Here is a 26,823-nt window from a genome sequence, read left to right as displayed (position 1 = left end):
TGACGTGACAAACCGTATCCCATGCCATCGGCTCCACGTAGCCGAAAACCTGAAACACTTCATCGAGCACGAGGTGTTGCCCGGTACTTCTATTTCGGCCGAGCAGTTCTGGGAAGGCCTGGACGCCCTGGTCCATGACCTGGCGCCGAAGAACCAGGCCCTGCTGGCCGAACGCGAGCGCATTCAGACGCAGCTCGACGCCTGGCATCGCGCCAATCCCGGCCCGATCAACGACATGCAGGCCTACATCGAGTTCTTGAACGGCATCGGCTATCTCGTGCAACAACCTGCGCAGCTGCGAGTCGCCACGGCCAATGTCGACCACGAAATCACCTCCCAGGCAGGCCCGCAACTGGTCGTGCCGGTGAGCAATGCCCGCTACGCGCTCAATGCCGCCAATGCGCGCTGGGGCTCGTTGTACGACGCGCTTTATGGCACCGATGCCATCAGTGAAGACGACGGCGCACAACGGCAAGGCAGCTACAACCCAGCCCGCGGCAACAAAGTCGTCGCCTATGCGCGAGCGTTTCTCGACCAGAGCTTCCCCCTCGAAGGGGCTTCACACAGCGATGCGGTGGCTTATCAGGTGGCTGAAGGGGCGCTGAAAATCAGCCTGGCGAACGGCTCAAGCACCGGCCTGGTCAACCCCGAAAAGTTCGTGGGCCATCAAGGCGAGGCTGCAAGCCCGACAGCCATTGTGTTGAAGAACCATGGCCTGCATGTGGAAATGCAGATCGACCCGCAAAGCCAGATCGGCAAGACCGACAAGGCAGGTGTGAAAGACCTGATCATGGAGTCGGCGATCACTACCATCATGGATTGCGAGGACTCGGTGGCCGCCGTCGATGCTGACGACAAGGTGCTGGTGTACCGCAACTGGCTGGGCCTGATGAAGGGCGATCTGTCGGAAACGGTCAGCAAGCAAGGCACCTCGTTTACCCGCACGCTGAATGCCGACCGCACCTACCAAGGCCCGGCGGGCGCGCAAGTCACCCTGCCCGGCCGGTCGCTGTTGTTTGTACGTAACGTGGGCCACCTCATGACCAACCCGGCCATTCACTATGGGGCTGGCGAGGAGATCCCTGAGGGTATTCTGGACGCTGTGGTGACCTGCCTGGCAGCCCTGCATGACCTGCAGCGCAAGCGCAACTCGCGCACCGGCAGCATCTATATCGTCAAACCGAAGATGCATGGCCCACAGGAAGTCGCCTTCGCCAATGAACTGTTCGGCCGCGTCGAAGACCTGCTGGGGCTGGTGCGCCACACGGTCAAGATGGGCATCATGGATGAGGAGCGGCGCACCAGCGTCAACCTCAAAGCCTGCATCGAGCAAGCCGCCCATCGCGTGGTGTTCATCAACACTGGGTTCCTCGACCGCACCGGCGACGAGATGCACAGCACCCTGGAAGCGGGCGCCATGCTGCGCAAGGGCGATATGAAAAGCACCGCGTGGATTCAAGCGTATGAGCGCAACAATGTGCTGGTGGGGCTTGCCAGCGGGCTGCGCGGGCGGGCGCAGATTGGCAAAGGCATGTGGGCCATGCCGGACCTGATGGCCGCCATGCTGGAGCAGAAAATCGCCCACCCCAAAGCAGGAGCCAATACCGCGTGGGTGCCCTCACCCACCGCCGCCAGCCTGCATGCGCTGCACTACCATCAGGTGGATGTTCAACAGGTGCAAACCGCGTTGGAGGGTGTCGACCTGCAAAGCGAACGCGCAGGGCTATTACGCGACTTGCTGAGCGTGCCGGTGAGCCCGGACAGACAGTGGTCGGCGGCTGAGATTCAGTCTGAGCTCGATAACAACTGCCAGAGCATCCTGGGCTACGTTGTGCGCTGGGTCGAGCACGGGGTCGGCTGCTCCAAAGTGCCCGACATCCACAATGTGGGGTTGATGGAAGACCGTGCAACGCTGCGCATCTCCGCCCAGCACATTGCCAACTGGCTGCACCACGGCGTCGTCAGCGGTACTCAAGTGCAACACACCCTGGAGCGCATGGCGCAGGTCGTGGACCAGCAGAATCAACATGACCCCGCCTACCGGCCCATGGCAAAAGCCTTTGGCAGTTCCCATGCATTCAGGGCCGCATGTGAGCTGATCTTCAAGGGCCGCGAGCAACCCAGTGGTTACACCGAGCCGCTGCTGCATGCCTGGCGCCTGCGATATAAAGCGGCCAGGTGATCGGCTGCCCGATAGAGCCCGTTTGAGCGGGCTCTTTGTTACCGGGCGAACTCGGAACGACGCACTCTGAAACCCCTTTCAACGCCGTGTGATCAGCCCCTGGCGGGCGATACGGGTGAGCTGGCCGATCACTTCGGCAGCATCAGCCGCCGCCGGCGCCTGGATAACGGCCAGGTCAAAACGGTCGTTGGCGTACTGCGACAGCTGCGCGCAGGTTTCAAAGAACTGGATGAGGAATGCACGCGCCTGGCCCTTGCGACGGGAGAAACCATCGAGGTTGCGCAATAACGTGGGTTGATGCTGGCCGCCGAGCAGGATGCGCGGGGTACGGGAAGCCTGGTCTGCAGGCAATGGGGTCAAATAGACACTGGTACGTGGGCAACTCATGGAGTCTCTCCGCCTCGCTGATCCCGCCGGGCAGGTGAGAGGCGTCACCAAACCAGCGCTTTAGCGGTATTTCGGACGGCCCACCGGGGGGCCTGCCCTGCGCCCCGCAAGTAGCTGTTTAAATCGGCGCAAGGGTTATGCTAGAGGGCGACGCCAGAAGATACAAGCCTCAAGCCGCACGTTTATCGAAATCGACAAGGTGCAGCTTGAGGCCCAGGCGTTACAGCGGTGTTTCAGCGGGCGAGCAAACGGTCCAGCGACAACCGGCCAGCACCTTCGATCAGTACTGCCACGCTGCCGGCCAGCAACGCCAGGGCAAATTCATAGCCGTTGTTGGACATGAACAAGCCGTTGCCGATGTGCACCGAGAAGATCGCCACCACCAAGGTCACCGACAGTGCCAAGGCTGCCGGGCGGGCCAGCAAGCCCACCACCAGCGCCAGGCCGCCGAAGAACTCGGCGCTGCCAGACAGCAGCGCCATCAGGTAGCCCGGCGCCAGGCCAATGCTTTCCATCCACTGCCCGGTGCCCTCAAGGCCGTAGCCGCCGAAAAGGCCGAACAGCTTTTGCGCGCCGTGGGCCATGAAGATGATGCCGACCAGAATGCGGACGACGCTAAGGCCATAGCCGGCGCGGGTGTTCAGCAGCGATTTGAGGGTGTTGTTCATGGTGATGCTTCCTTGTCAAAGCGGGGTGTTGGTTTGGATGAGCGCCATAATAATCAAACCACCAGATAAGAGAATCGCAAAAACCCTGTAGTAACCATCGATAAAATAGATACTTCAGCGCTTGGCGACTCGCTCTAACGCAACACGCTCCCGGTTGAACGCAAGGAAATACTTGTTCACGCTGTTGACGAAACTCACCGGCCCCATGCCCACCTGCTCCATGGCGATACGCTCGGTCTGGAAAAACCACTGGTTACCGTTGAGCCCGCGCCGACGCGCCTCTGCGCGCATCGCCTGGACGCGCTCTGGCCCCAGGTTGTAGGCGGCCAGGGTGAAGGCCATGCGCTCGCGCTCGTTGATCTGTGGGCTGGCGAAGAACTTGCGCCTGATCAGCGCCAGGTAGCGCGCGCTGGCCTGTACGTTGCCGTCAACCGTACTGATATTGCTCACACCGACCCGCTGCGCGGCAGACGGGGTGATCTGCATCAGCCCATGGGCGCCGCCTGCGCCACGGGCTTTCGGGTCGAGGGTCGACTCCTTGAACGCAAGGGCTGCAAGGTTGAGCCAGTCGATCTGCTGCTCGCCGCCGTGTTTCTGCAGCACCGCGCGTACCGCCGCGAGGCGCTGGCGGTCCTGGCGGGCCAAGGGGTTGTGCACCCGGTACTGGCGGCGGTAGATGCGCTCGAAGGCCGCGTCCTGGTTGTCCGGCGCCCGGTAGGTCGCGAGGAAGCGGTCCACGGCCGCCTGCAATAACGGCGCGTCATTGCTCACGTACCAGCGCAGCGCCTGCGGCTGCGCCAACTGCACTTTGCTGTCCAGGCGCAGGCGCGGCATAACCCGCGCCCAGCGCTGGGCAATAGGCCGCTCGACCACCGTCAATGGGTAGATCCCCGCCTGGACCATCTCCAGCACATCTTCCACGGCAAGCGTCGGGTCGACCCACTCGACTTTGATCGGTGCACGCTTGCGCAATGCCAACTGCTGATTGATCACCTGGATTGCCGCACCCGCAGCACTGGCGCTGGTCAGCGCAATGGTGCGGCCAGACAACTGGTCGGCGCGGCTGTAGCTGCGTTCACCCTTGCGCCCCACCAGCAGCAGTGGCACCTGGTCCAGCACAGGCGCGCTGGCGTGGGCGCCCTGCACCAACGAAGGGTCGAGCAACTCGCCGGGCGCGGCCAGGTCGCCTTCGCCACGCAGCAGCGCCCCCAGCAACTGCTCCTTGGCACGCGGGATGATTTTCAGCGTGAGCTGCTGGCCGTCCGCAACCCGCGCATTAAGAGAATGCTCAAGGGCCCGCAGCCGGTAATACTCCACGCCCACCGGCTCCCCTTTGACCTCACCGGAGCTATTGCGGCTTTGATTGACCAGTACCCGCAGCACCTTGCTGGCGCGGATCTGCTGCAGGTCGCGGGCCTGGCTGGCAGCGACATGCTGTTGCGGACCGGGCTCGCGGGCATGCGCCGAGCCTGAAAACAGCCCACCGACAACAGCGAGGCAGGCCAGTGTCAACAGCAGGGGTATAGCGAGGCGTGGGCGGTGGGAGTGCAGCATGCGCGGTGATCGTTCCGTGATGAATGACGGCAAATGGCTGCGGCAAACCGTTGAAGTTGCTCAATTTTCCGCGTTTTCGCGGTTTTTGCTATGCTGACCGCCCCGCGGCACGAGGTAGCACCATGCAACTGATCGATATCGGCGTCAACCTGACCAACAGCAGTTTCCACGACCAACAGGCAGCGGTGGTCGAACGCGCCGTGCAGGCGGGCGTGGTGCAGATGGTACTCACCGGCACCAGCCTGGATGTCAGCGAGCAGGCCCTGGAGCTTTGCCAGCAGCTCGATGCCGACGGCCAACGGCTGTTCACCACCGCCGGGGTACACCCCCACGACGCCAGCCACTGGAGCGGCGACAGCGAACGGCAACTGCGCCAACTGCTGGCACAGCCCAGGGCCAAGGCTGTGGGCGAATGCGGGCTGGACTTCAACCGCGACTTCTCACCTCGCCCGCTTCAGGAAAAAGCACTTGAAGCGCAGTTGACGCTCGCCGCAGAACTGGGCCTGCCCGTGTTTCTGCATGAGCGCGACGCTAGCGAACGCCTGCTGGCGATTGTAAAAGCCTTCCGCGACCATCTGCCGGCGGCCGTGGTGCATTGCTTCACCGGCGAGCGCGACGCGCTGTTTGCCTACCTCGACATGGACCTGCACATCGGCATCACCGGCTGGATCTGCGATGAGCGCCGCGGCACTCATCTGCACCCACTTGTGGGCAATATCCCACAAGGGCGGCTGATGCTCGAAAGCGACGCGCCGTATCTGCTGCCGCGCAGCCTGCGCCCCAAGCCTAAAAACGGGCGCAACGAGCCTGCCTACCTGCCCGAGGTGCTGCACGAAGTAGCCCGCCACCGCGGCGAAACCGCCGAACATCTGGCCGCCCATACCAGCGCCTGCGCCCGCGCGTTCTTTGGCCTGCCTGTGGTTTCTTGACGCATATCAACAAGGTGTTTATCGCAGGCAGGCACAATGATGGCACCTTGCCAATAATACGTTCGCCAACTCAGAGAAGACCTGCCATGGGTGCCTGGCTTAGCAATATCTCCCTCAAGTACAAATTCTGGGCCGTCAACGCAGTGGCCTTCGTTACCACCTTGCTGCTGGTGCTCTACGCCGTAAGCCTGGAGCAGCAGGCGCGTGCTACCGGCGCCCAGGCGCAGGCCCAGGCCCAGGCGCAACTGTTGGCTGCCTGGCCTGCCGGGCAACCGCTGCCCGCCCAGCCCAACCTGATCACCTGGAACGCCGGGCAGAAGCCACCACTCGCAGGCCTGCCCGGCGACGCCCAAGGCTGGGTCGAGTTGCCGGCAGATTCCGTGCTGGGCGACAACCCGCTGATCGGCGCGCAGGTGCTGCGCGCGGGCGACCAACGCATTGCGCTGCTGGCCCACACGCCCAGCCTGAGCCAGGTCTTCGTTGACCGCTTCAGCAACTACGCGGTGTGCGTACTGATCCTGATGCTGGCCATGCTCGGCGCCTCGCAACTGTTGATCCGCTTCCTGCTCAGCCAGCTCAACACCCTCAAGGATGTGATGCTGCATGTGGAACGCACCGGCGACCTGTCGGCGCGAGTGCCGCTGGCCTGTGGCGATGAGGTGGGCCAGATGGCCGGCGCCTTCAACGCCATGCAGTCCACCTACCACCGCGTGGTCAGCACCGTCGCCCGCACCGCCGCGCAGCTCGACTCAGGTGCCGCGCGCCTGGCCGGCAGCATGGATGAAGTGCGCCACGGCATGATTGGCCAGCAGAGCGAAACCGACCAGGCTGCCACGGCGATCAACGAGATGACGGCCACCGTGCACCACATCGCCCAGCATGCCGGTGCCACCCGCGACCTCTCGCAGAGCGCCGACAACCTTGCCGGTAGTGGCCAGGCAGTGGTCAGCCGGGTGCAGGATTCGATTTCGGGGCTGTCCAGCGGCGTGCAACAAACCGCCGAAATGATTCGCCAACTGGCTGAAGACAGCCAGAAGATCAACAGCGTGGTCGGGGTCATTCACAGTATTGCCGAACAGACCAACCTGCTTGCCCTCAACGCTGCGATCGAAGCCGCCCGTGCGGGTGATCTGGGCCGTGGCTTTGCCGTGGTGGCCGATGAAGTGCGCAACCTGGCCAAGCGCGTGCAAACCTCCACCGACGAGATCACCACCATGGTCTCCGACCTGCAGGCCGGTACCCGCGATGCGGTGGACTTCATGCAGGAGAGCTCGTACAAGGCCGATGACTGCGTGCGCCAGGCAAAGGAAGCCGGTGAGGCGCTGCTCGAAATCACCAGTGCCGTTGCGCAGATGCGTGAAAGCAACACGCAGATCGCCGTGGCTGCCGAACAGCAGAGCCAGGTGGCGGAAGAGATGAACCGCGCGGTGGTGAGCATCCGCGACGTTACCGAGCAGACGGTACAGCAGACCGTCGGCTCTGCCACCACCAGCAGCGAACTGGCGACCTTGGCCGGCGAGCTGAACAAAGCGATCGGTCAGCTCAAGCTCTGAGCCGCAAGCGGGCCCCTATGGTCACCATAGCCAGCCTCGATTGGCCCTCCACGGGGGGCCGCACTAAGCTTTGGGCATGTCTGTGAGGAACTGTCCATGAGCAAACGACTGCCTAACTTACCCGCCTGGCAATGGCGCGGCTACCACCACAACCACCGGCACCCGGCCAACCTGGTGCTGCACCTGATCGCCGTGCCGCTGTTCATCCTTGGCGCCCTGCTGGTGCTGTCGGGGCTGTTCGGCCTTGACCTTGTGCAGTTCGCCGTCGGCATCATCGCGCTGATTGCAGGCCTTGGTCTGCAACGCCAGGGGCACCGACTGGAAGCTGAGCAACCCGAGCCCTTCGCCAACCGCAAAGACGCCGTGCAGCGGCTGCTGACCGAGCAGTTCATTACCTTCCCCAGGTTTCTACTGAGCGGCAGTTGGTGGCGGGCTTGGCGCGAGCGCCACAAGCACCGGCACTGAAGGGCGGAGCTTCAGGCAAATACGGTAACGGTCTGGCGGCTCAGCGCTACCAACTCGCCGTCAGCGCTCCACAACGCCGCTGCGGCATGGCCGTAGCCGTCGCGCGCATGCTCGGTATCCACCACGTAACGGCACCAGTCCAGCGTCGACAACGGCGGCGCAGGCTGAATGAATTCGATGGTCCAGGTCAGCGTGCTACCCGCTGCGGGCTGTTGCAGATGCGGCAACAGGCTCGGCGGCCAGGCGTCCACCAACGCCAGCACGTGGGCTGCCTGGAGTGGCTGTGCCGCGACATCGCGCAGCCTGACCCAACCGCCCATCTGCCGAGACGTGTTACCACTGAACGGCAAGCCGCCCAGCGCCCAGCGCAGCGCCAGATGGCGCATGAACTCGGGCGTGACGCCCTTGATGTAGGGAAGCTCTGGCGCAGCCTGCTCCAGCGGCTTGAGGGGCGCGGCAGGCAGCGCATCGACGGCCACCACCGACGGCCGGCCAACACCGAAACTGCCCTGCACCACGGTGACTACCTGGCCGTTCTGCACCGCCCGGCCAAGCAACGTACTGACCGCCTTGCCCTCGCGCAACACCTCAACCTCAAGGCTGATCGGCACCTCGGGGGCAGCCGGGCCGACGAACGTGATGGCCAACGAGCGCACCGGGCGCTCATCAGCAAGTTTCAGGCGCATGGCCTCGTGCAGCATTGCCGCCATCAGCCCACCGAACACAGCACGGCCTTGGGCCCAGTCGGCAGGTACGCTGATGGCGTGCGGCTGAGTACGGGCTGCGCCAAGCAGTTCAGTGAAATTCATGGGGCTGGCTCCAACGGCGAAAGTCTCGATCTTACCCATCCACCTGCAAGCCCACACCCCGCATATCAGCCAATTGCAGGCCTATCGGCGCTCCAGCGCCTCGTGCAGCGCCTCAAGGGTGATATCAGACTTTCCCTCGGCCGCCGCCAGTTCCTGCTCCCACCCCAGCTTGCATTGCGCCAGGTCGCTGTGTTCGCGCACCTGTAGCAGCCACTGCCAGCGGTCGTGCCAGTCGCCCAGGTCGCTCTGCGCCTTCTTCAGCAGCCGCTGCAGCTCGTTGCCAGCGTGATCAAGTTGCGGGTACGCCTCATCGCCGTAGCGCACCCGCTTGATCAGCAGGCGCAGGCGATGCCGGTCATGGTCAGGGTCTTGCAGCGCGTCAGCGAGCTTCTTCCACTGTTTTTGCAGACGCTTGTCGATGCGCGCGCGCAGGTTCTCGACCAGGCCCTCACGCTCTGCTGCACGCAAAAACAGCGGGAAGGCATCGAGGATCAGCAGCACGCGCTTGAGTTGCTCACTGGAGGCCACGCCGACGAAGGTCGCCGCCCTGCCCTGTAGCCGCAGTTGGCCCGCTTGCAGGTGCCCGCGCCCGACCAGTTCGGCAGCGAGCACCTCACGGTCACGCAGTGGGGTGGTCAACGTACCCAAGGCCTTCGCTGCCTCCTCAAGCTGCTCTACACCGGGCAACCCGCGCAGTGGCCGCAGCAGGCTGCGCAAACGCCGCAGCGCAATGCGCAGGTCGTGCAATGCCTCGCTGTCGGTATTAGCCGCCAGCCGCTCGCGGCAAGCCAACAGGCGGACATGCAAGGTCAGCACCTGCGATACAACGTGATCGAGCATGGCAGCCATGCATCACTCCTCGGTCAACGCCCGGCGCGGGACTCACGGATATAGAAGCGCGCTTTCTCAGCCTTGGCGGTACAGCTTTCGTAGCCCTCGAACTGCTGCTGGGTCTTGGCACCGGTGAGCAGCGACAAGGCCTTGGAGTAACTCACAGCGCCCGCAAAGCCTTCGGCCTTGGCAAGGTCCAGTTCCTTCCAGGCAGCATCAAGCTGGGTCGCGCAACTTTCGCGGTAGGCAGTCTTGCCAGCGCAGCCAGCCAAGGCCAGGGCAATCAGAGGAACGGCGATCCAGGCTTTCATTGGGGTAACCTCGAAGAAGGAAAACGGTATGGCCGTTCGACGATCAAACAGGCCAAAAGTGCCCTGCTCAGCGTAGCCCAGCGCGGGCGACATTGAAGCACAGGCGTCAATGGGTGCATTGTGGGCCATGGTTGCATAACCCTGGGGGAATCGTATGAGTAAACGTGTAGCACTGGTACTGGGGTCGGGCGGTGCCCGAGGGTATGCGCACATCGGTGTCATAGAAGAACTCGAACGACGCGGCTACGAAATTGCCTGTATCGCCGGCTGCTCCATGGGCGCCGTGGTGGGCGGCATCTATGCCGCCGGCAAACTGGACGAATACCGCAGCTGGATTGAAAGCCTGGACTACCTCGACGTATTGCGCCTGGTCGACGTCAGCTTCCGCCTGGGGGCGATCCGTGGCGACAAGGTTTTCGGACAAATCCGCAAGATTGTCGGCGAAATCAACATTGAGGAACTGCGCATTCCCTACACTGCGGTAGCAACCGACCTGACCAACCAACAGGAGATCTGGTTCCAGGAAGGCTGCCTGCACCAAGCCATGCGCGCCTCGGCGGCAATCCCCAGCCTGTTCACCCCGGTGGTTCAAGGCAACCGAATGCTGGTGGATGGCGGCATCCTCAACCCTTTGCCCATCGTGCCGGTGGTCTCCAGCCACTGCGATCTGATCATCGCGGTCAACCTCAACGCCACTAACCAGAAGCAATACCAACTGCCGGTGATCGAGCGGCCGGCGGCGTTCAAGATGCGCTTCGATTCGCTGATCAACTCCCTTGGCTCGCACCTGCCGTTTCGCCGCAAACCGGCGGAGCAACTGATGCGCCTGGACCAGGAAATCAGTGCCGAGGGCCTTATACCACCCAATCCATGGCTGGCCGAGGGCGCAGAACCCGAAAGCCAACAGCCTGCCGCAGCCCCCGAAAGCGGCGGCGCGCCAAAGTCGGCCACCGGCTCGTTCATCATCGACAACGTAGGCCCGGCATCACTGCTCGACCTGATCAACCAGAGCTTCGAGGTCATGCAGACCTCCCTCGCCCAGTACAAGATCGCCGGCTACCCACCCGATGTGCTGATCAACGTGCCCAAGCGAGTGTGCCGGTTCTTTGAGTTCTACAAAGCCCCGGAGCTGATCGCCTTGGGCCGGGAGATTGCCCGCGACACCCTCGATGCCCATGAGGGCGTGCGCCGCTAACGCGAGCGCAGAAAACCAGACAGGCCGCATAAGCGGCCTGTCTGGTTAGTGCTGTACCACTTAGTAGCGAGTGATATCGGCACTGCTTTCAAGCAGTTTGCGGTAGGCCGCGAAGTCCTGCGAGCCAGCACGCGATGCGAGGTAGCGGCGGATCTGCTGCTTCTCTTCATCGGTAGCGGCTGCGCCTTCGTTGACGCCCTTGAGCTGCACCACAACCAGGCTGCCATCGCCCAGAACCACGCTGCCATACACAGGCTTGTCCTTGGACTCAGGCTTGCCGAGGCGGAACACCGCTTGCAGCTCGGCAGGGTCGATACCGTCCTGGCCGCGGGTGACCGCTTCCTGGACTTTCCAGTTTTGGCTGGAAGGCTTGACCGAGCCATCGCGCAGGCCGGCGATCAGCTTGTCGGCCTTGGCCTTGAGTTCGGCAGTCGCCTTCTCTTTGGCCAGGTGCTCGCTGATGTTCTTGGCCACTGCCTCCAGCGGCATCTGCTCAGGCTTGCGGTGTTCCTTGACGCGCAGCACGACCACGGTTTCCGGGTCCAGCTCGATGCCGTTGCTGTTGGCGCCCTCGTCCATCACTTCTTCGCTGAATGCCGCCTGCAGCACCGCACGGTTGGCAGTGATGCCTTCACCACCTTCACGGCCGAATGGCGCCGAGGTATGCACTTTCAAACCCAGGTCCTGAGCCGGCTGAGCCAGGTCAGACGCTTCGAACGCCGCATCTTCGAGCTGCTTGGTAGCCTCGACGAAACGCTGCTCGACCTGCTGGGTTTTCAGCTCATGGGTGAGCTTGTCCTTCAGGCTGGCGAAGCTTGGAACGTCAGGTGCTTCTACGCCCAGCAGCTTGATCAGGTGGTAGCCGTATTCGGTACGCACCGGGGCCGATACCTGGTCCTTGTTCAGCTTGTACAGCGCGTCTTCGAAGGCTGGGTCGTAGACACCTGGGCCGGCGAAGCCGAGGTCGCCACCGGTGTTGGCAGAACCTGGGTCCTGGGAAAATTCCTTGGCCAGCTTGGCGAAGTCTTCACCCTTTTCAAGGCGCTGCTGCAACTCTTCGACACGGGCCTTGGCCTGGGCGTCGGTGGTTTTGTCGTTGACCTCGATCAGAATGTGCGCAGCACGGCGCTGCTCGCCGAGGTTGGCGATTTCCTTCTCGTACAGCGCCTTGAGTTCGTCATCGTTGACCTTGACCTGGTCAAAGAAGGCCGCCTTCTTCAGCTCGATGTAGTCGATGACAACCTGGTCTGGGGTCATGAACTCTTTGGCGTGCTGGTCGTAGTGGGCCTTGACCTCCTCGTCCGTGACTTTCACCGCAGCCGGGTCGGCCTTGAAGGTCACGCTTGCGAAGTCGCGGGTCTGCTTCTCAAGGCGAGCGAATGCCTCGATCTGCTTGTCGGTCACGAAGCTGCTGCCAGCCAGGCCGGTGCGCAACTGGCCGATGAGCATTTCCTGGGCGAGCATCTCGCGGAACTGCATGCGGCCATAGCCCATCTGGCGAATCACGGCATCGAAGCGCTCAGCGCTGAACTTGCCGTTGTCCTGGAATTCAGGCGTCTGCAGGATCAGTTGGTCCAGTGCGGCTTCGGAGAAGGCGAATTTGGCATCTTCAGCGCCCTGCAGCAGCAGTTTGCGATCGATCAGGCCTTTGAGCGCTGCTTCACGCAGGCGCTTTTCGTCCAGCAGGGCCGGGTCGAAGTCTTTGCCCAGCTGTTGCATCAGCTGGCGGCGCTGCATGTCGACAGCCTGGCTCAGCTCGTTCTGGCTGATGGTCTGGCCGTTGACCTTGGCGGCGTCCTGGCTATGGCTTGCGGCCTGGAAAATGGCTTCGAAGCCAGTCAGTGCCATCAGCACGACAATCAGGCCAATAATGGTCTTGGCAATCCAACCTTGTGAATTGTCCCGAATATTCTGCAGCATGCGTCCCCCAGAAACGGTTGTACCACTGCGTCGACAACCGCGGAGCGTGGGTAGAGTCCTGATAGAAAAAAGGCGCATCCAGTGGATGCGCCTTTTCGAAGCGAGCGTGCCAGCGGGGACGGTTGCGACCCGCAGTCACGCGGTCGGCCCAGGCAGCGCCCGGGCCGGCTGAAAGACGACTTAGTTGACGGCGTCTTTCAGGCCTTTACCAGCCTTGAAGCCCGGAACCTTGGCGGCAGCGATCTTGATCGCCTTGCCGGTTTGCGGGTTACGGCCGGTACGCTCAGCGCGTTCCTTGACCGAGAAAGTACCGAAGCCAACCAGGACTACATCGTCGCCTTTTTGCAGGGCGCCCTGAACGGATTCGATAACTGCGTCCAGCGCACGGCCGGCTACAGCTTTCGGGATGTCAGCGGATGCGGCGATAGCGTCAATCAGTTCCGACTTGTTCACTCTAAGTCCCCTTATATCTCTATTGAGTTTGTTTCTAAGTATGTAATGAAAAGCTTATGAAACGAGCGTCCGTTGGCCTGGTGACAATGGCGTGCCGCTTTATAGCAAGGCCCCGAAAAATCTGTCAACCAAAGCCCCCAAACGAAAACCTTACTAGTGCGTGCTAATTCTTTCCTTAGCATCGCCGTCGCGCTTCTCATCTTTGGCGACAATCTCAGGAGCCACATCTGGCAAGGGCTCCGGGGCGTATTGCAGCGCAATTTGGAGGACTTCGTCAATCCATTTGACCGGTTTGATCTGAAGATCCTGTTTGATGTTTTCCGGAATTTCCTTGAGATCGCGAACGTTCTCTTCAGGAATGATGACCGTCTTGATACCACCACGGTGTGCTGCCAGGAGTTTTTCCTTCAGCCCGCCGATGGCCAATACCTGACCACGCAGGGTGATTTCACCGGTCATGGCAACGTCGGCACGGACTGGAATCTGGGTCAGGGCCGAGACCAGCGCGGTGCACATGCCGATACCTGCACTCGGGCCATCCTTGGGGGTCGCGCCTTCCGGCATATGGATGTGAACGTCGCGCTTTTCGTGCGAATCTGCTGGGATCCCCAGGCTTTTCGCACGGCTACGCACCACGGTCTGAGCGGCAGTAATCGACTCGACCATGACGTCACCAAGCGAACCGGTCTTGATCAACTGGCCTTTGCCAGGGATCACCACCGCCTCAATAGTGAGCAGCTCCCCACCGACTTGAGTCCAGGCAAGCCCAGTGACCTGGCCGATCTGATCCTGCTGCTCGGCAAGGCCGTAACGGAACTTGCGCACGCCCAGCAGGTGCTCGAGCTGCTCGCCAGCAACCTTCACTTTCACCTGCTTCTGGCCGGTGTGTTCCTTGACCACCTTGCGGCAAACCTTGGCGATCTGGCGCTCAAGGCCACGCACGCCGGCTTCGCGGGTGTAGTAGCGAATGATGTCGCGAATCGCGGTGACATCGACCTCAAGCTCGTCCTTCTTCAGGCCGTTGGCCTTGATCTGCTTGGGCACCAGGTACTTGACTGCGATGTTGATCTTCTCGTCTTCGGTGTAGCCCGGCAGACGGATGATTTCCATGCGGTCGAGCAGCGCCGGTGGAATGTTCATCGAGTTGGAGGTGCACAGGAACATCACGTCCGAGAGGTCGTAGTCGACTTCCAGGTAGTGGTCGTTGAAGTTGTGGTTCTGCTCGGGGTCGAGCACTTCGAGCAACGCCGACGCCGGGTCGCCACGCATGTCGCTGCCCATCTTGTCGATTTCATCGAGCAGGAACAGCGGGTTGCGCACGCCCACCTTGGTCATTTTCTGGATCAGACGGCCCGGCATGGAGCCGATGTAGGTGCGGCGGTGGCCACGAATCTCGGCCTCGTCGCGCACGCCGCCCAGCGCCATACGCACGAACTTGCGGTTGGTGGCCGTGGCGATCGACTCGGCCAGCGAGGTTTTGCCTACGCCAGGCGGGCCAACCAGGCACAGCACCGGGCCACGGATCTTCTTCACGCGCTTCTGCACGGCGAGGTACTCAAGGATACGATCCTTGACCTCTTCAAGCCCATAGTGGTCGGCATCAAGGATTTCTTCGGCCTTGGCCAGGTCCAGGCGTACCTTGCTCTGGGCTTTCCATGGCACCTGCACCAGCCAGTCGAGGTACGAACGTACCACGGTGGCTTCGGCAGACATCGGCGACATCTGCTTGAGCTTGTTCAGTTCGGCCTGGGCCTTGGTCAGCGCGTCTTTAGGCAGGCCAGCAGCCTCAATGCGCTTTTTCAGCTCATCGATTTCGTTGTGGCCTTCGTCGCCATCGCCGAGCTCTTTCTGAATGGCCTTCATCTGTTCATTCAGGTAGTACTCGCGCTGGCTGCGCTCCATCTGCTTTTTAACGCGGCCACGGATGCGTTTTTCTACCTGCAGCAGGTCGATTTCGGCATCCAGCAGCGCCAGCACGTGCTCGACGCGGGCTTGCAGGTCGACGATCTCGAGGATTTCCTGCTTCTGCTCGATCTTCAGCGCCATGTGCGCGGCCATGGTATCAACCAGGCGGCCCGGCTCTTCGATGCTGTTCAGCGAAGACAGCACTTCGGCAGGGACTTTTTTGCCCAGTTGGACGTACTGCTCGAACTGCGACAGCAGCGTGCGTACGAACACCTCGGACTCGCGCTCAGCAACATCGACTTCATCGATCAGGCTGACTTGGGCGCGAATGTGGCCTTCGATTTCGGTAAAGCGCTCGACCGCACCGCGCTGCTCGCCTTCGACCAGCACCTTGACGGTGCCATCGGGCAATTTGAGCAGCTGCAGCACAGTGGCGATGGTGCCGACACGGTACAGGGCGTCTTCGCCTGGATCGTCGTCAGCGGGGTTCTTCTGGGCCAGCAGGAGGATCTGCTTCTCGCCCGTCATCGCGGCTTCTAGGGCTTCGATAGACTTCTCACGCCCCACGAACAGTGGGATGACCATGTGCGGATAGACGACAACGTCGCGCAATGGCAAAAGAGGCAAGTCGAGGGTGGTCTTCATGATTTCGCCTCTACAACGGCCTGGCGGCCGGAATCCTGTGGAAATGGTGCTTGAGGGCTAATGTGGGGGCAGCCCTTTGAAATTACAAGCGCCGTGGCCATGAAATGCAAAAAGGGACCCGAAGGCCCCTTTCTGACTGGCTACCCCTGCCCGATCAGGCGTCGGGGGCGGCCTTGGCTTGCGGCTCGCTGTTCTCGTAGATCAACAGCGGCTGCGAGGTGCCCTCAATGACGCTCTCGTCAATGACCACCTTGCTGACTTCCTTCTGCGAAGGAATTTCGTACATGGTGTCGAGCAATACACCCTCAAGGATGGAACGCAGGCCACGGGCGCCGGTTTTGCGCTCCAGGGCTTTGCGAGCAACGGCCTTGAGCGCATCAGTGCGGAACTCAAGGTCGACGCTTTCCATCTCGAACAGCTTGGCATACTGCTTGGTCAGGGCGTTTTTCGGCTCGGTGAGGATCTGCATCAGCGCAGCCTCATCGAGCTCATCGAGGGTTGCCAGCACCGGCAGACGACCGACGAACTCGGGGATCAGGCCAAACTTGACCAGATCGTCCGGCTCGACTTCGCGCAGCGATTCGCCAACCTTCTTGCCTTCTTCCTTGCTGCGCACTTCGGCACCGAAACCGATACCACCACGGGTGGAGCGGTTCTGGATGACCTTTTCGAGGCCGGAGAAAGCGCCACCGCAGATGAACAGAATATTGCGGGTATCAACCTGCAGGAATTCCTGTTGCGGGTGCTTGCGACCGCCCTGGGGCGGCACGGAAGCCACGGTGCCTTCGATCAGCTTCAACAGCGCCTGCTGCACGCCTTCACCCGAAACATCACGGGTAATCGACGGGTTGTCCGACTTGCGCGAAATCTTGTCGATTTCGTCGATGTAGACAATGCCCATCTGGGCCTTCTCCACGTCGTAGTCGCACTTCTGCAGCAGCTTCTGAATGATGTTCTCGACGTCCTCACCCACGTAACCGGCTTCGGTCAGGGTGGTGGCGTCGGCGATGGTGAACGGAACGTTCAACAGGCGTGCAAGGGTTTCGGCGAGCAGGGTCTTACCCGAGCCAGTAGGCCCGATCAGCAGGATGTTGCTCTTGCCGAGTTCGACCTCATCGCCCTTCTTGTCACGCTGATTGAGGCGCTTGTAGTGGTTGTACACCGCTACGGCAAGCACCTTTTTCGCGCGCTCCTGACCAATGACGTACTGGTCCAGGATTGTGCTGATTTCTTTCGGCGAAGGTAGCTTATGCGCGCTGCTCTCGGCCTGGGCTTCCTGCACCTCCTCACGGATGATGTCGTTGCACAGGTCGACGCACTCGTCGCAGATAAATACCGAGGGGCCGGCAATCAACTTGCGCACTTCGTGCTGGCTTTTGCCGCAGAAGGAGCAATAGAGCAATTTGCCGCTGTCCTCGCCGTTACGGGTGTCAGTCATTCGATCGATCCAATCCGGTAGGCTTGAAACACAAGATGAAGGCAATCGCGGGCTTTTTCAAGGCCCGCGGGCAGGCGCGTCATGCACCTGCCCGCTCTGGCGTATTGCTTCAGGATGCCAGTTGCCGCTTGTCGTAAACCGAGTCGATCAGGCCATACTCGGCCGCGCGCTTGGCGCTCATGAAATTGTCACGCTCGGTGTCGCGCTTGATGGTTTCCAGATCCTGGCCGGTGTGGTGGGCCAGCAGCTCGTTCAGGCGCGCCTTGATGTTGAGGATTTCCTGGGCGTGGATCTCGATATCGGTCGCCTGGCCCTGGAAGCCGCCCAACGGCTGGTGAATCATCACCCGCGAGTTCGGCAGGCAGTGACGCTTGCCGGCAGCACCGGCCGCCAACAGGAAGGCGCCCATGCTGCACGCCTGACCAATACAGATGGTCGAGACGTCCGGTTTGATGAACTGCATGGTGTCGTAGATCGACATACCAGCGGTCACCGAGCCACCCGGGGAGTTGATGTAAAGATGGATATCCTTATCCGGGTTTTCCGCCTCGAGGAACAGCATCTGCGCCACCACCAGGTTGGCCATGTAGTCTTCTACCGGGCCGACCAGGAAAATCACGCGCTCCTTGAGGAGGCGAGAATAGATGTCGTAGGCACGTTCGCCACGGGCGGACTGCTCGATAACCATCGGGACCAGGCCGCCTGCGGCCTGGATGTCAGAGCTCTGCTGAATATAAGAATTGCGGGACATGTCCTGCGCTCACTCCCAAATAGTCATGGCTTGAATACGCACAAGCCAGCGCGAAGGCTGGCTTGTGGAGGTTTCTTACGAGAGAAGCCAGTTACTCAGCGGCAGGAGCCTGTGCTGGTTTGACTGCTTCTTCGTACGAAACCGACTTGTCTGTCACAGTCGCTTTCTGCAGAACAGTATCTACAACTTGTTCTTCCAGTACAACCGAACGGACTTCGTTCATTTGCTGGTCGTTCTTGTAGTACCAAGCGATGACCTGCTCTGGCTCTTGGTAAGCCGAAGCCATTTCTTCGATCACCTTGCGAACTTCAGCCTCGTCAGGCTTCAGGTCGAACTGCTTGACCACTTCAGCGACGACCAGGCCCAGCACGACGCGGCGCTTGGCTTGCTCTTCGAACAGCTCGACCGGCAGTTGATCAGGCTTGATGTTGCCACCGAACTGCTGAACCGCCTGAACGCGCAGACGGTTGACTTCGTTTTCCAGCAGCGCTTTCGGCACTTCGATCGGGTTGGCGGCCAGCAGACCGTCCATTACCTGGTTCTTGACCTTGGCCTTGATGGCCTGGCGCAGCTCGCGCTCCATGTTCTTGCGAACTTCGGCGCGGAAGCCTTCCAGCGTGGTTTCCTTGATGCCGAACTGAGCGAAGAACTCTTCGTTCAGCTCAGGCAGCACAGGGGCCGAAACGCTGTTGACGGTGATGGTGAACTCAGCGGCTTTGCCAGCCAGGTCAAGGTTCTGGTAGTCCTCAGGGAAGGTCACGTTGACAACGCGCTCTTCACCGGCTTTGGCGCCAACCAGGCCATCTTCGAAGCCAGGGATCATGCGGCCGGAACCCAGAACCAGCTGGGTGCCCTTGGCCGAACCGCCAGCGAAGGCTTCACCGTCGACCTTGCCGACGAAATCGATGTTGACCTGGTCGTCGTTCTGCGCGGCGCGCTCGACGGCTTCGAAACGGGTGTTCTGCTTGCGCAGCACTTCGAGCATGTTGTCAAGGTCAGCATCAGCCACTTCGGCGCTCAGGCGCTCGACGGCGATCGACTCGAAACCAGCAACGGTGAACTCCGGGAACACTTCGAAGATGGCAACGAACTCAAGATCGCCGCCTTTTTCGAACGATTTTGGCTCAACGGCAGGAGCGCCAGCCGGGTTCAGCTTCTGCTCGACGATGGCTTCGTAGAAGGACGATTGAACCAGGTCACCGAACACTTCCTGACGGGCATCAGCTTCGAAGCGCTGACGGATAACGCTCATTGGCACCTTGCCCGGACGGAAGCCGGCAACCTTGGCGCGCTTGGCAGTCTGCTGCAGACGCTTGTTGACTTCGTTCTCGACGCGCTCGGCCGGAACGGCGATGGTCATGCGGCGCTCGAGAGCGGAAGTGTTTTCAACAGAAACTTGCATGGATATTCCTCGTTGCACAGACGTTAGCCGGCGATAGCCCGACTCCAGAATCAAGGGCGAGCATTCTAGTGACTCACGCACCAGAAGTCACCCCACCCGGATGGTCATCGAACTACGCCGGTCGTTTTCCCTGAAAGGCCCGCGCCCTGTGGCGTCGAGCCTGCTCGAACAATGGCCGCGCGGCCGCGTGAATGCCCCGCGGTTGTAAAACCTTGTCAAACAAACGACAGCTAGCGGGGATATGGGATTATTTTCAGCGATTTCAAGGGGGATCGCCGAGGGAATCGCATAAATGGCTGCGCAGGTGTAGCGATAACCCTGCGCCACGCCCCTTACTCCGGTTCAATCTCATTGAACTGGCAGTATTCTTCCCACGCCAGCCCCAACGCTTCAGCCACTTCGCGATGGGTTTCCAGGCGCATGGCCTGCAACTGCTCCGGCGACTCGGCAATCAACTGCAGCGCATATTCCCAAGGCTGCAGGCCCTGCCCCTCGGCAGCATCCTGGAACGCCCACTCGATCTGCTGGGCTTGCTCGCGGGCGTCCAGTTCACGGATCTCCTCGAGCATCTGCGGGTTCTGCTCAGCGAAACGCTGCAGCGCCAGTGCCTGGCGCGCTTCTTTTGCAATCATCAACAGTTATCCTCTGCCAACCTGAACAGCCAGACATTCAACCGCCTGAAATCTATCAGCTTTCATCGAGCCGCAACCAGAGGGCGACGACAGCCGGGACGCCCAGCACATTAATAGCGGACAAAAACGAAAAATGCCGCTAGCAGCGGCATTTTCGCAACACAGAAAAAACAAAGGCGCCCGACCATACGGTCAAGGCGCCTTCGAAAATATGGGGTGGACGATGGGAATCGAACCCACGACAACTGGAATCACAATCCAGCGCTCTACCAACTGAGCTACGCCCACCATAGTGCGGTGCTACGTTTACAACCTTACAGAAACATGGTGCGGACGAAGAGACTCGAACTCTTACAGCTTGCGCCGCTGGAACCTAAATCCAGTGTGTCTACCAATTTCACCACGTCCGCATAACACTTAAAACAAAGGCGCCAGATCGTTCAATCGAGGCGCCTCTGCAAAATCTGGGGTGGACGATGGGAATCGAACCCACGACAACTGGAATCACAATCCAGCGCTCTACCAACTGAGCTACGCCCACCATATTGCGATATTACTTACTTGCCCAGGCCTAATGGCGCACCCGGCAGGACTCGAACCTGCGACCATCCGCTTAGAAGGCGGATGCTCTATCCAGCTGAGCTACGGGCGCTTAAGCGTACAGCTGGAGCAAACCAACTTTGCCAACCCGTGCCAGGCAGTGCCCGACAAGTGCGGCGAATCTTATAGACGCCCCCTGCCCTCGTCAACACCTTTCTATAAAATATTTAAATTATTGAAGGGGTTAGAAGATTTGCCCGACCACGCGCCTTTGCCCATGCGCCGTGTCGTGCGAGAATGCGCGCTTCTTCATGTTTACTTCTCGATGGTTAATCACGCGTCTATGACTGCACACCTTATCGATGGCAAGGCGATCGCCGCCAACCTGCGCAAGCAGATCGCCCAACGTGTCGCCGAGCGCCGCCAGCAAGGCCTTCGCACCCCTGGCCTGGCTGTGATCCTGGTCGGCACCGACCCGGCCTCCCAAGTCTATGTCTCGCACAAGCGCAAGGACTGCGAAGAAGTCGGGTTCATCTCGCAAGCGTTCGACCTGCCCAGCGATACCACGCAGCAAGCCTTGACCGACCTTATCGACCGTCTCAATGACGACCCGGCAGTCGACGGCATTCTGCTGCAACTGCCGCTGCCGGCGCACCTTGATGCCTCGCTGCTGCTCGAACGCATCCGCCCGGACAAAGACGTAGACGGCTTCCACCCCTACAACATCGGCCGCCTGGCGCAACGCATCCCGCTGCTGCGCCCGTGCACCCCGAAGGGCATCATCACCCTGCTGGAAAGCACTGGCCAGGACTTGTACGGCATGAACGCCGTGATCGTCGGCGCATCCAACATCGTCGGCCGCCCCATGGCCATGGAACTGCTGCTGGCCGGCTGTACCGTCACCGTTTGCCACCGCTTCACCCAGGACCTCGCCGGCCACGTTGGCCGCGCCGACCTGCTGGTGGTCGCAGCTGGCAAGCCGGGGCTGGTCAAGGGTGAATGGGTCAAGGAAGGCGCCATCGTCATCGACGTTGGCATCAACCGCCAGGAAGACGGCAAGCTGGTCGGCGACGTGGTCTACGAGACCGCCCTGCCCCGCGCCGGCTGGATCACGCCTGTACCCGGCGGCGTTGGCCCGATGACCCGCGCCTGCCTGCTGGAAAACACGCTGTACGCTGCTGAAGAGCTGCACCAGTAAGCACACCGGCTGCTTGTGAAAACGGCACCTCGGCAGGTGCCGTTTTTTTTGCCTGCGACAAAGCCGCTACCGGGTGGCAACTATGCATTTCGGCACGCCATCCACATACCGATAACGTCGCTGCCCCTACCTTCAGGAGCTGCAGCGATGACCCCCTCCCCGCTTTCCCCTCACCTCGCCTTCATCCACAAACGCCTACCTGAGTGGCTTGCCAGCGCCAACGCTGGGCAGCGCCAGGACCTCAAGCGCCGCATCATACGCAGCCACGCCGCTATGCGCCGCTTGAGAGAAGCCCTTGAACCCGTGCAAGGCATCGACGCCTACTGCCGCCCGCTGCTCGAAGAGGTGTTGCCGCGCTGGTACCCAGAAGTGCCTGTGCCAGGCATCGACCTGGGCCAAGTCGCCGAAGGTGCGCAAACCCGCAGCTGGTTCGAAGCAGCCCTGCAGAACTTCGATGAAGACGCCACCATCACGCTGTACGACAGCAACGGTGGGACGCAGCGCTCGGCTGAGGACGCCAAGACCTTCGTCAGCGGCATACGCAACCTGAACCTCGGCCAGCGCTACCGCGATCACCTGGCCGACCACCTCGATACCGACGCATTTCGAGAACTGCTGCACCAGCAAATCCGCACCGCTTTCGGCGCCGATGTGCTGCTGGCGCGCCTGCAGGGGCACCTGGAGGCGCGCGGTCAGACGCTGGCTGATACCGTACTGGCAGGCCTTGCCCCAAGCGCACAGGAGCAACTGCAATGCAGCTTCGTGAGTTTGTATGGCAAGCCACTGAGCGGCCCGATGATTATCCAACTGGACCAGGCAGACACCCCCGAATGCCTGCTGTACCTACCCGGGCATCCGCGCCAGCCTCTTCGGCAGTACCCCAACCGCCAGGCCTTGGCACGCGCGCTGACAGACATGCTGTGGGAGCAGTCGGAGCGCGAGTTCTTCAACCGCTATATTGCCCACGCCGACCAGCCGCACATTGCCGAGCGCCTGCGTGCCAACCTCTACCCCAGCTACCCCTACGCCACCCTGCAACCCTCCCCACCGGTGCTTGAGCGCGGCGAGCACATCCACTGGCTCAAGCGCGCGTTCCCAGCACCTACCGACTTGTGGCAGGAGACCTTGGACAAAAATGCCCTGCTGGAGATCACCGCCACTCCATGGCGCAAGGATGCATTCATCGAAAGCGCGAGGGTACAGGTTGAACGCCGCCTGCAAGATGCCGCCACGTTGGCGGTACCCGTTGCCCAGCGCGACGCCGCCGCCCAGTTGGCACGGATCGAAGGTTGGCTGGGCGTGGGGCTGACGGTGCTCAATGTCGCCGGGCTGTTCGTACCGGGGCTGGGTGAGGCGCTGTTGATTACCGGCGGCGCGCAACTGGTCGACGAGTTTCTTGAAGGAGTGCACGCCGCCAACGAAGGCGATGCCGAAGCTGCGATCGGACACTTGTTCGATGTGTTCGAAAACCTCGCGCAGTTCGCCGCTTTGGGCGCCGCCGCAGAGTTCGCCGAGCCCCAGGGCATTCTTCACGACTGGCACCTGACTGGCAGCGGCAAACAGCAAAGACTGTGGCACGGCGAGCTGAAGCCCTTTACCCAGCCGCAGCCGTGGCCCGCACAGACGCTCGCCGATGGCCAGGGGCTGTACACCTGGGAGGACGAGCGCTGGTGGCTGCACGAGGGCCGCGCCGCGCCGATCAAACAAGCGCCAGAGGGCACCTGGCAGTTGGCCGAAGTTGCCGGGCAGCGCCATCGCCCCAAGCTACTGGGGAATGGCCAGGGCACCTGGCTTCTGGAGCACGAGCGCCCACTCGCGTGGCAGCCAGAAAAATTGCTGAAGCGCATGGGGCCGCTGAGTGAAGGCCTGGATCAAGCCACCCTTGAGCGAGCACTGCGGTGCAGCGGCTACGATGCTGCAACCCTGCGCAAGGTAACGGCAGACCACCAGCCACTGCCGGCACTGCTGGCCGATAGCCTGCAAGCGCTGGGCGGCATCGAGCCCGGCCTGGCGGAGCAGGAACCAGCCGGGGCGGCCATACTGGCGCAGGACTTCCCATCGCTGAGCCTGCGCGCGCGCAGGGAGATACTGGCCCAGGCCCGCCCCGTGGACCTTGCTCAGTTGCAACGCACCGGCCGGCTGCCGCTACGCATCGCCGAAACCGCTCGCCTGCACCTGCGCGAAGGGCGGATCAGCCGGGCACTTGCACGTTTTTACCATGACGATGGCCCAGCAGCAGACCGCGATACCCTGCTGTTTAACAGCCTGGCACGCCTGCCCGGCTGGGCCGGCGAAGTCCGCCTGGAACTGCGCGAAGGCACGCTCAAAGGGGAGCTCAAGGCCGAGGTGGGCGAACAAACGCTGCCGACCAAGGTACTGGTGCGCAACGGCAACAGCTACGTCCCGTATGACGAGCAGAGCGAAGCCCTGTCCGGGGAACATGATATCTACCGCGCCCTACTCCAGGCGCTGCCCGACAGCGAGCGCACCGCCCTGCAAGTACAGGTTCATCAGGGGCCCGAACTGCGTGATGCCCTATTCGAGCAAGCAGCCAGCGACCGCAGCAAGGCAGCCCTGGACCTGCATATGGCACCAGTACGCCCACAGTACCGGCTGCCCACCCGCCTGCCGGGTGAGCGCCGTATCGGTTACCGCTTGAGCGGCCGGGGGCATGGCGCCCTCACGGCAGACGAGCAGTTCGACCAGCTGTTCCCGGCCAACCCGGAGGGCGACCGCGAACTGCTGCGCCAGCGCCTGCGACACCAGGCAGGTGGCGAGCCTGGTGCATTCGCGCGCCTGCTTGACCAACTGCGCCAGGAATACCAGCAGCTCGACAGCGCCCTGCTGAGCTGGGTCCACGACCCAGAAGGCGTCGCCCTTGGCGCCCTGGAGCTTCGACGCAGCAACCGAGAAGGCTTGGCACAGCGCATTCGCAGCGCCTGGCGCCGGGAAAACCCCGACGACCCGACCGGCACCTTCGACCATGTGATCCTTATGGCCGAGGCGCACCAGCTTGATGCCCTGCCCCGGTTGCCCATGCGCCTGCCACACGTGCGCCAGTTGGTGCTCAACGGCCTGACTGACACATCCGGCGCAGAGCTCGCACCGTTCTTGCAGGCTTTTCCAGGCCTGCGCGCCCTGGACCTGGCGGACAATACCCTGCATGTGCTCCCCGAGGCGCTTGCAGAGATGCATGAACTGCAATCACTGGACCTTGCTGAAAACTTTGTAGAGCTCAATGACTCCAACCTGGGCGTGATCGTGCGCCTGCGCAGTCTCAGGCGCCTCAACTTGACCGATGCCATTCAGGGCTTGCCCGTCGCGGCGCTTGATCGCCTGGCAACCTTGCCGCTGCTCGACACGTTGCAAGCCGACCTCAACTCGCTGAATTTCAGTGTCGAGCAGTTCGAAGCGCTGGCCCGCTGGCCGGCGCTGCGCGGCCTGAGCCTGGGCCAGAACGAGATCAGCCTCAACCAAGCGACCCGGGCAGCACTGGCGCGGCTCAACCAGCTGGAAATTCTGTCGCTCTACGAAAACCCGCTGGGGCTGGCGCCCGATCTGACCGGCTGGACAAACTTGCAGCAGCTGGACCTGGAAGACACCGGCATCGCCGAGTGGCCCGCAGGGCTAGAGGCGCTGCTCGACCAGACACCGCTGAACATGCGCAGGTTCGACCTCAGCGGCAACGACATTACCGATGCCCCCGACTTGCAGGCATCGGCTTACGCGCGAAGCGTGCGCGAAGGCCAGGCGGACTTTTCCTATAGCCTCAATGACAACCCCTTCAGCGCCGAAGCCTGGCAACGCCTTGAGCGTGCAGGCCTGCAGCTCAACGCGCCGGCCGAAGTCGGGGGCATGGCGCTCGAGCTATGGCCGCAGTCACTGCACCAACACCTCACGACCACGGCCCAGGCCCCTGCCTGGCAGCCGCTGTATAATTTGTTCCGGCGCCTGCCAGACACCGCAGACTATGCCCGCAGCCCAACGGGCGTAAGGGCCCGCATGCAGCAAGTGGTGCAAACGCTTGCCGTTGAAGAGGCGCAGGCACCTTGGGGCCGCGCCCAGGTCATGCAACACATCAACGACCTGATCGAGGATGCCGGCCAGCAATGCGTCGACCAAGCCAGCCTGCTGTTCAGCGAGATCGAAACCGATGTGCTGGTGTGGCAGGGCATCAGCCAGGCCGCCACCGGGGATGCCGACCAAGCCGCTGCGGTAGGCACAGCAGGTTGCCTGTATCGCCAGCGCCTGCTCGATGCCCGTGTCGGCGAGCTGTACCAGGCGCGCGTGGCCCGGCGCCGCGCACTGGCCGACGCCAGCGACGATGCCGCACGTGCTGCCGCCCCGCCGCTGCACGCCGACGACGACCTGGACGACACGTCCTTGACCGAGCCGGATTACCTGCTCGATGAACTGGAAATGGCCTTGCATGCGCGCATCCACCTGCGCCAGTCGCTGCACCTGCCGCCGCAGCCGGACGGCATGATGTTCGCGTACCTGGCTCGCCTGAGCGATGCCACCTTGCAACGCCTGAGCCAAGGCGTCGTGGCCAGCTCCAACCTGGCGGGGCTCGGCCAGTGGGCGGCAGAGCAGAGCTTCTGGCAGGCCTGGCTCCGCCGCCTGGCACCGCAAGAGTTCGAAGCACAGGCGCAAAGCTGGGAGGCGGCCTCGGAGTACTTCGACACCCTCGCCACCACGGGGGTCGCAACCGGCCCCTACACCGGCCCAGCGGTGCCTGAGTCGCTGGTGGCGGCATTGGAAAGCGAAGTCGCCGACGTGCCCGGCCTGAGCTGGCGCAGCGATGGCATCTTGCAACAGCATGACCTTACCGCAGAGCCCTACGCCAACATGCTACCCAACCCATTGGACCGGGTCGGCGGGGTGATGCTGCGGGCCCGGCGCGATGCCGAGCGAACGCTGGTTGCGACCCTTACCACCGTGTTGATGGATAACCAGGCCGCGCAGGCGATGGTTACGTCCTGAGGTTGCCTTGCCCCCACCGCTGGGCTCCAGCGGTGAGGGCACCGATGCCGGGCTTCGCACGGCCCCTGCAGG

At 62.0% G+C, this 26,823-nt stretch carries 20 protein-coding genes and 4 tRNA genes; 7 read left to right on the top strand and 17 right to left on the bottom strand.

What is annotated here, in order from left to right; translation table 11 throughout:
• The first annotated feature begins 4 nt into the window (after positions 1-4).
• The gene (locus HU719_RS20605; RefSeq protein ID WP_186536082.1) at positions 5-2,182 is read left to right on the top strand and encodes a malate synthase G; all 2,178 of its coding nucleotides are present in this window, start codon (positions 5-7) and stop codon (positions 2,180-2,182) included.
• 78 nt (positions 2,183-2,260) lie between these two features.
• Here the strand turns inward: HU719_RS20605 and HU719_RS20600 are convergent, their stop codons facing one another.
• The 3 genes from HU719_RS20600 to HU719_RS20590 all read right to left on the bottom strand — a co-directional run bounded on the left by HU719_RS20600 (position 2,261) and on the right by HU719_RS20590 (position 4,791).
• Positions 2,261-2,569 (bottom strand): hypothetical protein, encoded by a 309-nt coding sequence (locus HU719_RS20600; RefSeq protein ID WP_186536080.1) that lies wholly within the window; start codon positions 2,567-2,569, stop codon positions 2,261-2,263.
• A 233-nt stretch (positions 2,570-2,802) separates the two neighbouring features.
• Positions 2,803-3,237, bottom strand: a complete 435-nt coding sequence (locus HU719_RS20595) for a DoxX family protein (RefSeq protein WP_186536079.1) — start codon at positions 3,235-3,237, stop codon at positions 2,803-2,805.
• A gap of 114 nt (positions 3,238-3,351) precedes the next feature.
• On the bottom strand, positions 3,352-4,791 hold the full coding sequence (locus HU719_RS20590) for an MltF family protein (RefSeq protein WP_186536077.1): 1,440 nt from the start codon (positions 4,789-4,791) through the stop codon (positions 3,352-3,354).
• Between the two features lie 122 nt (positions 4,792-4,913).
• On the opposite strand from HU719_RS20590, the gene HU719_RS20585 reads away from it, so the two are divergent.
• The 3 genes from HU719_RS20585 to HU719_RS20575 all read left to right on the top strand — a co-directional run bounded on the left by HU719_RS20585 (position 4,914) and on the right by HU719_RS20575 (position 7,738).
• Positions 4,914-5,720: a TatD family hydrolase gene (locus HU719_RS20585; RefSeq protein ID WP_186536075.1), complete on the top strand. Its 807-nt coding sequence runs from the start codon at positions 4,914-4,916 to the stop codon at positions 5,718-5,720.
• Between the two features lie 86 nt (positions 5,721-5,806).
• Positions 5,807-7,273: a methyl-accepting chemotaxis protein gene (locus HU719_RS20580; protein ID WP_186520023.1), complete on the top strand. Its 1,467-nt coding sequence runs from the start codon at positions 5,807-5,809 to the stop codon at positions 7,271-7,273.
• 96 nt (positions 7,274-7,369) lie between these two features.
• A complete protein-coding gene (locus HU719_RS20575; protein WP_186520024.1) occupies positions 7,370-7,738 on the top strand; it encodes an Mpo1-like protein in 369 nt (122 codons plus the stop codon).
• Between the two features lie 11 nt (positions 7,739-7,749).
• Here the strand turns inward: HU719_RS20575 and HU719_RS20570 are convergent, their stop codons facing one another.
• The 3 genes from HU719_RS20570 to HU719_RS20560 form a co-directional block, all read right to left on the bottom strand.
• The gene (locus tag HU719_RS20570; protein WP_186536073.1) at positions 7,750-8,547 is read right to left on the bottom strand and encodes an acyl-CoA thioesterase; all 798 of its coding nucleotides are present in this window, start codon (positions 8,545-8,547) and stop codon (positions 7,750-7,752) included.
• Between the two features lie 81 nt (positions 8,548-8,628).
• The gene (locus tag HU719_RS20565) at positions 8,629-9,396 is read right to left on the bottom strand and encodes a CHAD domain-containing protein (protein WP_186536071.1); all 768 of its coding nucleotides are present in this window, start codon (positions 9,394-9,396) and stop codon (positions 8,629-8,631) included.
• 14 nt (positions 9,397-9,410) lie between these two features.
• Complete coding sequence (locus HU719_RS20560; RefSeq protein WP_186520027.1) at positions 9,411-9,689, bottom strand: hypothetical protein; 279 nt, start codon at positions 9,687-9,689, stop codon at positions 9,411-9,413.
• Positions 9,690-9,843: 154 nt separating this feature from the next.
• On the opposite strand from HU719_RS20560, the gene HU719_RS20555 reads away from it, so the two are divergent.
• Positions 9,844-10,884 (top strand): patatin-like phospholipase family protein, encoded by a 1,041-nt coding sequence (locus HU719_RS20555; protein WP_186520028.1) that lies wholly within the window; start codon positions 9,844-9,846, stop codon positions 10,882-10,884.
• Positions 10,885-10,944: 60 nt separating this feature from the next.
• On the opposite strand, the gene HU719_RS20550 is transcribed toward HU719_RS20555, so the two are convergent.
• From HU719_RS20550 to HU719_RS20500, 11 genes are all read right to left on the bottom strand, one after another.
• Positions 10,945-12,804 carry a SurA N-terminal domain-containing protein gene (locus tag HU719_RS20550; protein WP_186536069.1) on the bottom strand — a complete coding sequence of 620 codons (1,860 nt, stop codon included), beginning with the start codon at positions 12,802-12,804 and terminating at the stop codon, positions 10,945-10,947.
• 180 nt (positions 12,805-12,984) lie between these two features.
• Entirely contained in the window at positions 12,985-13,257 is a 273-nt protein-coding gene (locus tag HU719_RS20545) for an HU family DNA-binding protein (protein WP_186520030.1), read from the bottom strand.
• Between the two features lie 153 nt (positions 13,258-13,410).
• Entirely contained in the window at positions 13,411-15,807 is a 2,397-nt protein-coding gene (gene lon, locus HU719_RS20540; RefSeq protein ID WP_186520031.1) for an endopeptidase La, read from the bottom strand.
• 154 nt (positions 15,808-15,961) lie between these two features.
• Positions 15,962-17,245 carry an ATP-dependent Clp protease ATP-binding subunit ClpX gene (gene clpX, locus HU719_RS20535; protein WP_186520032.1) on the bottom strand — a complete coding sequence of 428 codons (1,284 nt, stop codon included), beginning with the start codon at positions 17,243-17,245 and terminating at the stop codon, positions 15,962-15,964.
• A gap of 109 nt (positions 17,246-17,354) precedes the next feature.
• A complete protein-coding gene (gene clpP, locus HU719_RS20530; protein ID WP_186520033.1) occupies positions 17,355-17,996 on the bottom strand; it encodes an ATP-dependent Clp endopeptidase proteolytic subunit ClpP in 642 nt (213 codons plus the stop codon).
• Between the two features lie 91 nt (positions 17,997-18,087).
• On the bottom strand, positions 18,088-19,398 hold the full coding sequence (tig, locus tag HU719_RS20525; protein WP_186536068.1) for a trigger factor: 1,311 nt from the start codon (positions 19,396-19,398) through the stop codon (positions 18,088-18,090).
• A 332-nt stretch (positions 19,399-19,730) separates the two neighbouring features.
• The gene (locus HU719_RS20520) at positions 19,731-20,030 is read right to left on the bottom strand and encodes a DUF6388 family protein (protein WP_186520035.1); all 300 of its coding nucleotides are present in this window, start codon (positions 20,028-20,030) and stop codon (positions 19,731-19,733) included.
• A gap of 212 nt (positions 20,031-20,242) precedes the next feature.
• Positions 20,243-20,318 (bottom strand) — tRNA-His (locus HU719_RS20515).
• A gap of 37 nt (positions 20,319-20,355) precedes the next feature.
• Positions 20,356-20,440: transfer RNA gene (locus tag HU719_RS20510), tRNA-Leu, on the bottom strand.
• Positions 20,441-20,495: 55 nt separating this feature from the next.
• Positions 20,496-20,571, bottom strand: a tRNA-His gene (locus HU719_RS20505).
• A 34-nt stretch (positions 20,572-20,605) separates the two neighbouring features.
• Positions 20,606-20,682: transfer RNA gene (locus HU719_RS20500), tRNA-Arg, on the bottom strand.
• Between the two features lie 231 nt (positions 20,683-20,913).
• Between HU719_RS20500 and folD the strand changes: the two genes are divergently transcribed.
• Complete coding sequence (gene folD / locus HU719_RS20495; RefSeq protein ID WP_186521003.1) at positions 20,914-21,768, top strand: bifunctional methylenetetrahydrofolate dehydrogenase/methenyltetrahydrofolate cyclohydrolase FolD; 855 nt, start codon at positions 20,914-20,916, stop codon at positions 21,766-21,768.
• Between the two features lie 147 nt (positions 21,769-21,915).
• Positions 21,916-26,751, top strand: coding sequence for a dermonecrotic toxin domain-containing protein (locus HU719_RS20490; protein ID WP_186537323.1), 4,836 nt, complete (start codon positions 21,916-21,918; stop codon positions 26,749-26,751).
• The last annotated feature ends 72 nt before the right edge of the window (positions 26,752-26,823 follow it).

The sequence above is a fragment of the Pseudomonas farsensis genome (assembly GCF_014268805.2).
Classification (GTDB): domain Bacteria; phylum Pseudomonadota; class Gammaproteobacteria; order Pseudomonadales; family Pseudomonadaceae; genus Aquipseudomonas; species Aquipseudomonas farsensis.
The sequence above is the reverse complement of the archived record's forward strand: the minus strand, read 5'-3'. Positions and strand labels throughout refer to the sequence as shown.

Bases quoted from the DNA above. Each gene is read 5' to 3' on its own strand.
- lon (WP_186520031.1), bottom strand. From the start codon at position 15,807: ATGAAGACCACCCTCGACTTGCCTCTTTTGCCATTGCGCGACGTTGTC.
- HU719_RS20585 (WP_186536075.1), top strand. From the start codon at position 4,914: ATGCAACTGATCGATATCGGCGTCAACCTGACCAACAGCAGTTTCCAC.
- HU719_RS20550 (WP_186536069.1), bottom strand. From the start codon at position 12,804: ATGCTGCAGAATATTCGGGACAATTCACAAGGTTGGATTGCCAAGACC.
- HU719_RS20490 (WP_186537323.1), top strand. From the start codon at position 21,916: ATGACCCCCTCCCCGCTTTCCCCTCACCTCGCCTTCATCCACAAACGC.
- HU719_RS20560 (WP_186520027.1), bottom strand. From the start codon at position 9,689: ATGAAAGCCTGGATCGCCGTTCCTCTGATTGCCCTGGCCTTGGCTGGC.
- HU719_RS20520 (WP_186520035.1), bottom strand. From the start codon at position 20,030: ATGATTGCAAAAGAAGCGCGCCAGGCACTGGCGCTGCAGCGTTTCGCT.
- HU719_RS20565 (WP_186536071.1), bottom strand. From the start codon at position 9,396: ATGGCTGCCATGCTCGATCACGTTGTATCGCAGGTGCTGACCTTGCAT.
- HU719_RS20595 (WP_186536079.1), bottom strand. From the start codon at position 3,237: ATGAACAACACCCTCAAATCGCTGCTGAACACCCGCGCCGGCTATGGC.
- clpX (WP_186520032.1), bottom strand. From the start codon at position 17,245: ATGACTGACACCCGTAACGGCGAGGACAGCGGCAAATTGCTCTATTGC.
- tig (WP_186536068.1), bottom strand. From the start codon at position 19,398: ATGCAAGTTTCTGTTGAAAACACTTCCGCTCTCGAGCGCCGCATGACC.
- HU719_RS20590 (WP_186536077.1), bottom strand. From the start codon at position 4,791: ATGCTGCACTCCCACCGCCCACGCCTCGCTATACCCCTGCTGTTGACA.
- clpP (WP_186520033.1), bottom strand. From the start codon at position 17,996: ATGTCCCGCAATTCTTATATTCAGCAGAGCTCTGACATCCAGGCCGCA.
- HU719_RS20580 (WP_186520023.1), top strand. From the start codon at position 5,807: ATGGGTGCCTGGCTTAGCAATATCTCCCTCAAGTACAAATTCTGGGCC.
- HU719_RS20600 (WP_186536080.1), bottom strand. From the start codon at position 2,569: ATGAGTTGCCCACGTACCAGTGTCTATTTGACCCCATTGCCTGCAGAC.
- HU719_RS20570 (WP_186536073.1), bottom strand. From the start codon at position 8,547: ATGAATTTCACTGAACTGCTTGGCGCAGCCCGTACTCAGCCGCACGCC.
- HU719_RS20555 (WP_186520028.1), top strand. From the start codon at position 9,844: ATGAGTAAACGTGTAGCACTGGTACTGGGGTCGGGCGGTGCCCGAGGG.
- HU719_RS20575 (WP_186520024.1), top strand. From the start codon at position 7,370: ATGAGCAAACGACTGCCTAACTTACCCGCCTGGCAATGGCGCGGCTAC.
- folD (WP_186521003.1), top strand. From the start codon at position 20,914: ATGACTGCACACCTTATCGATGGCAAGGCGATCGCCGCCAACCTGCGC.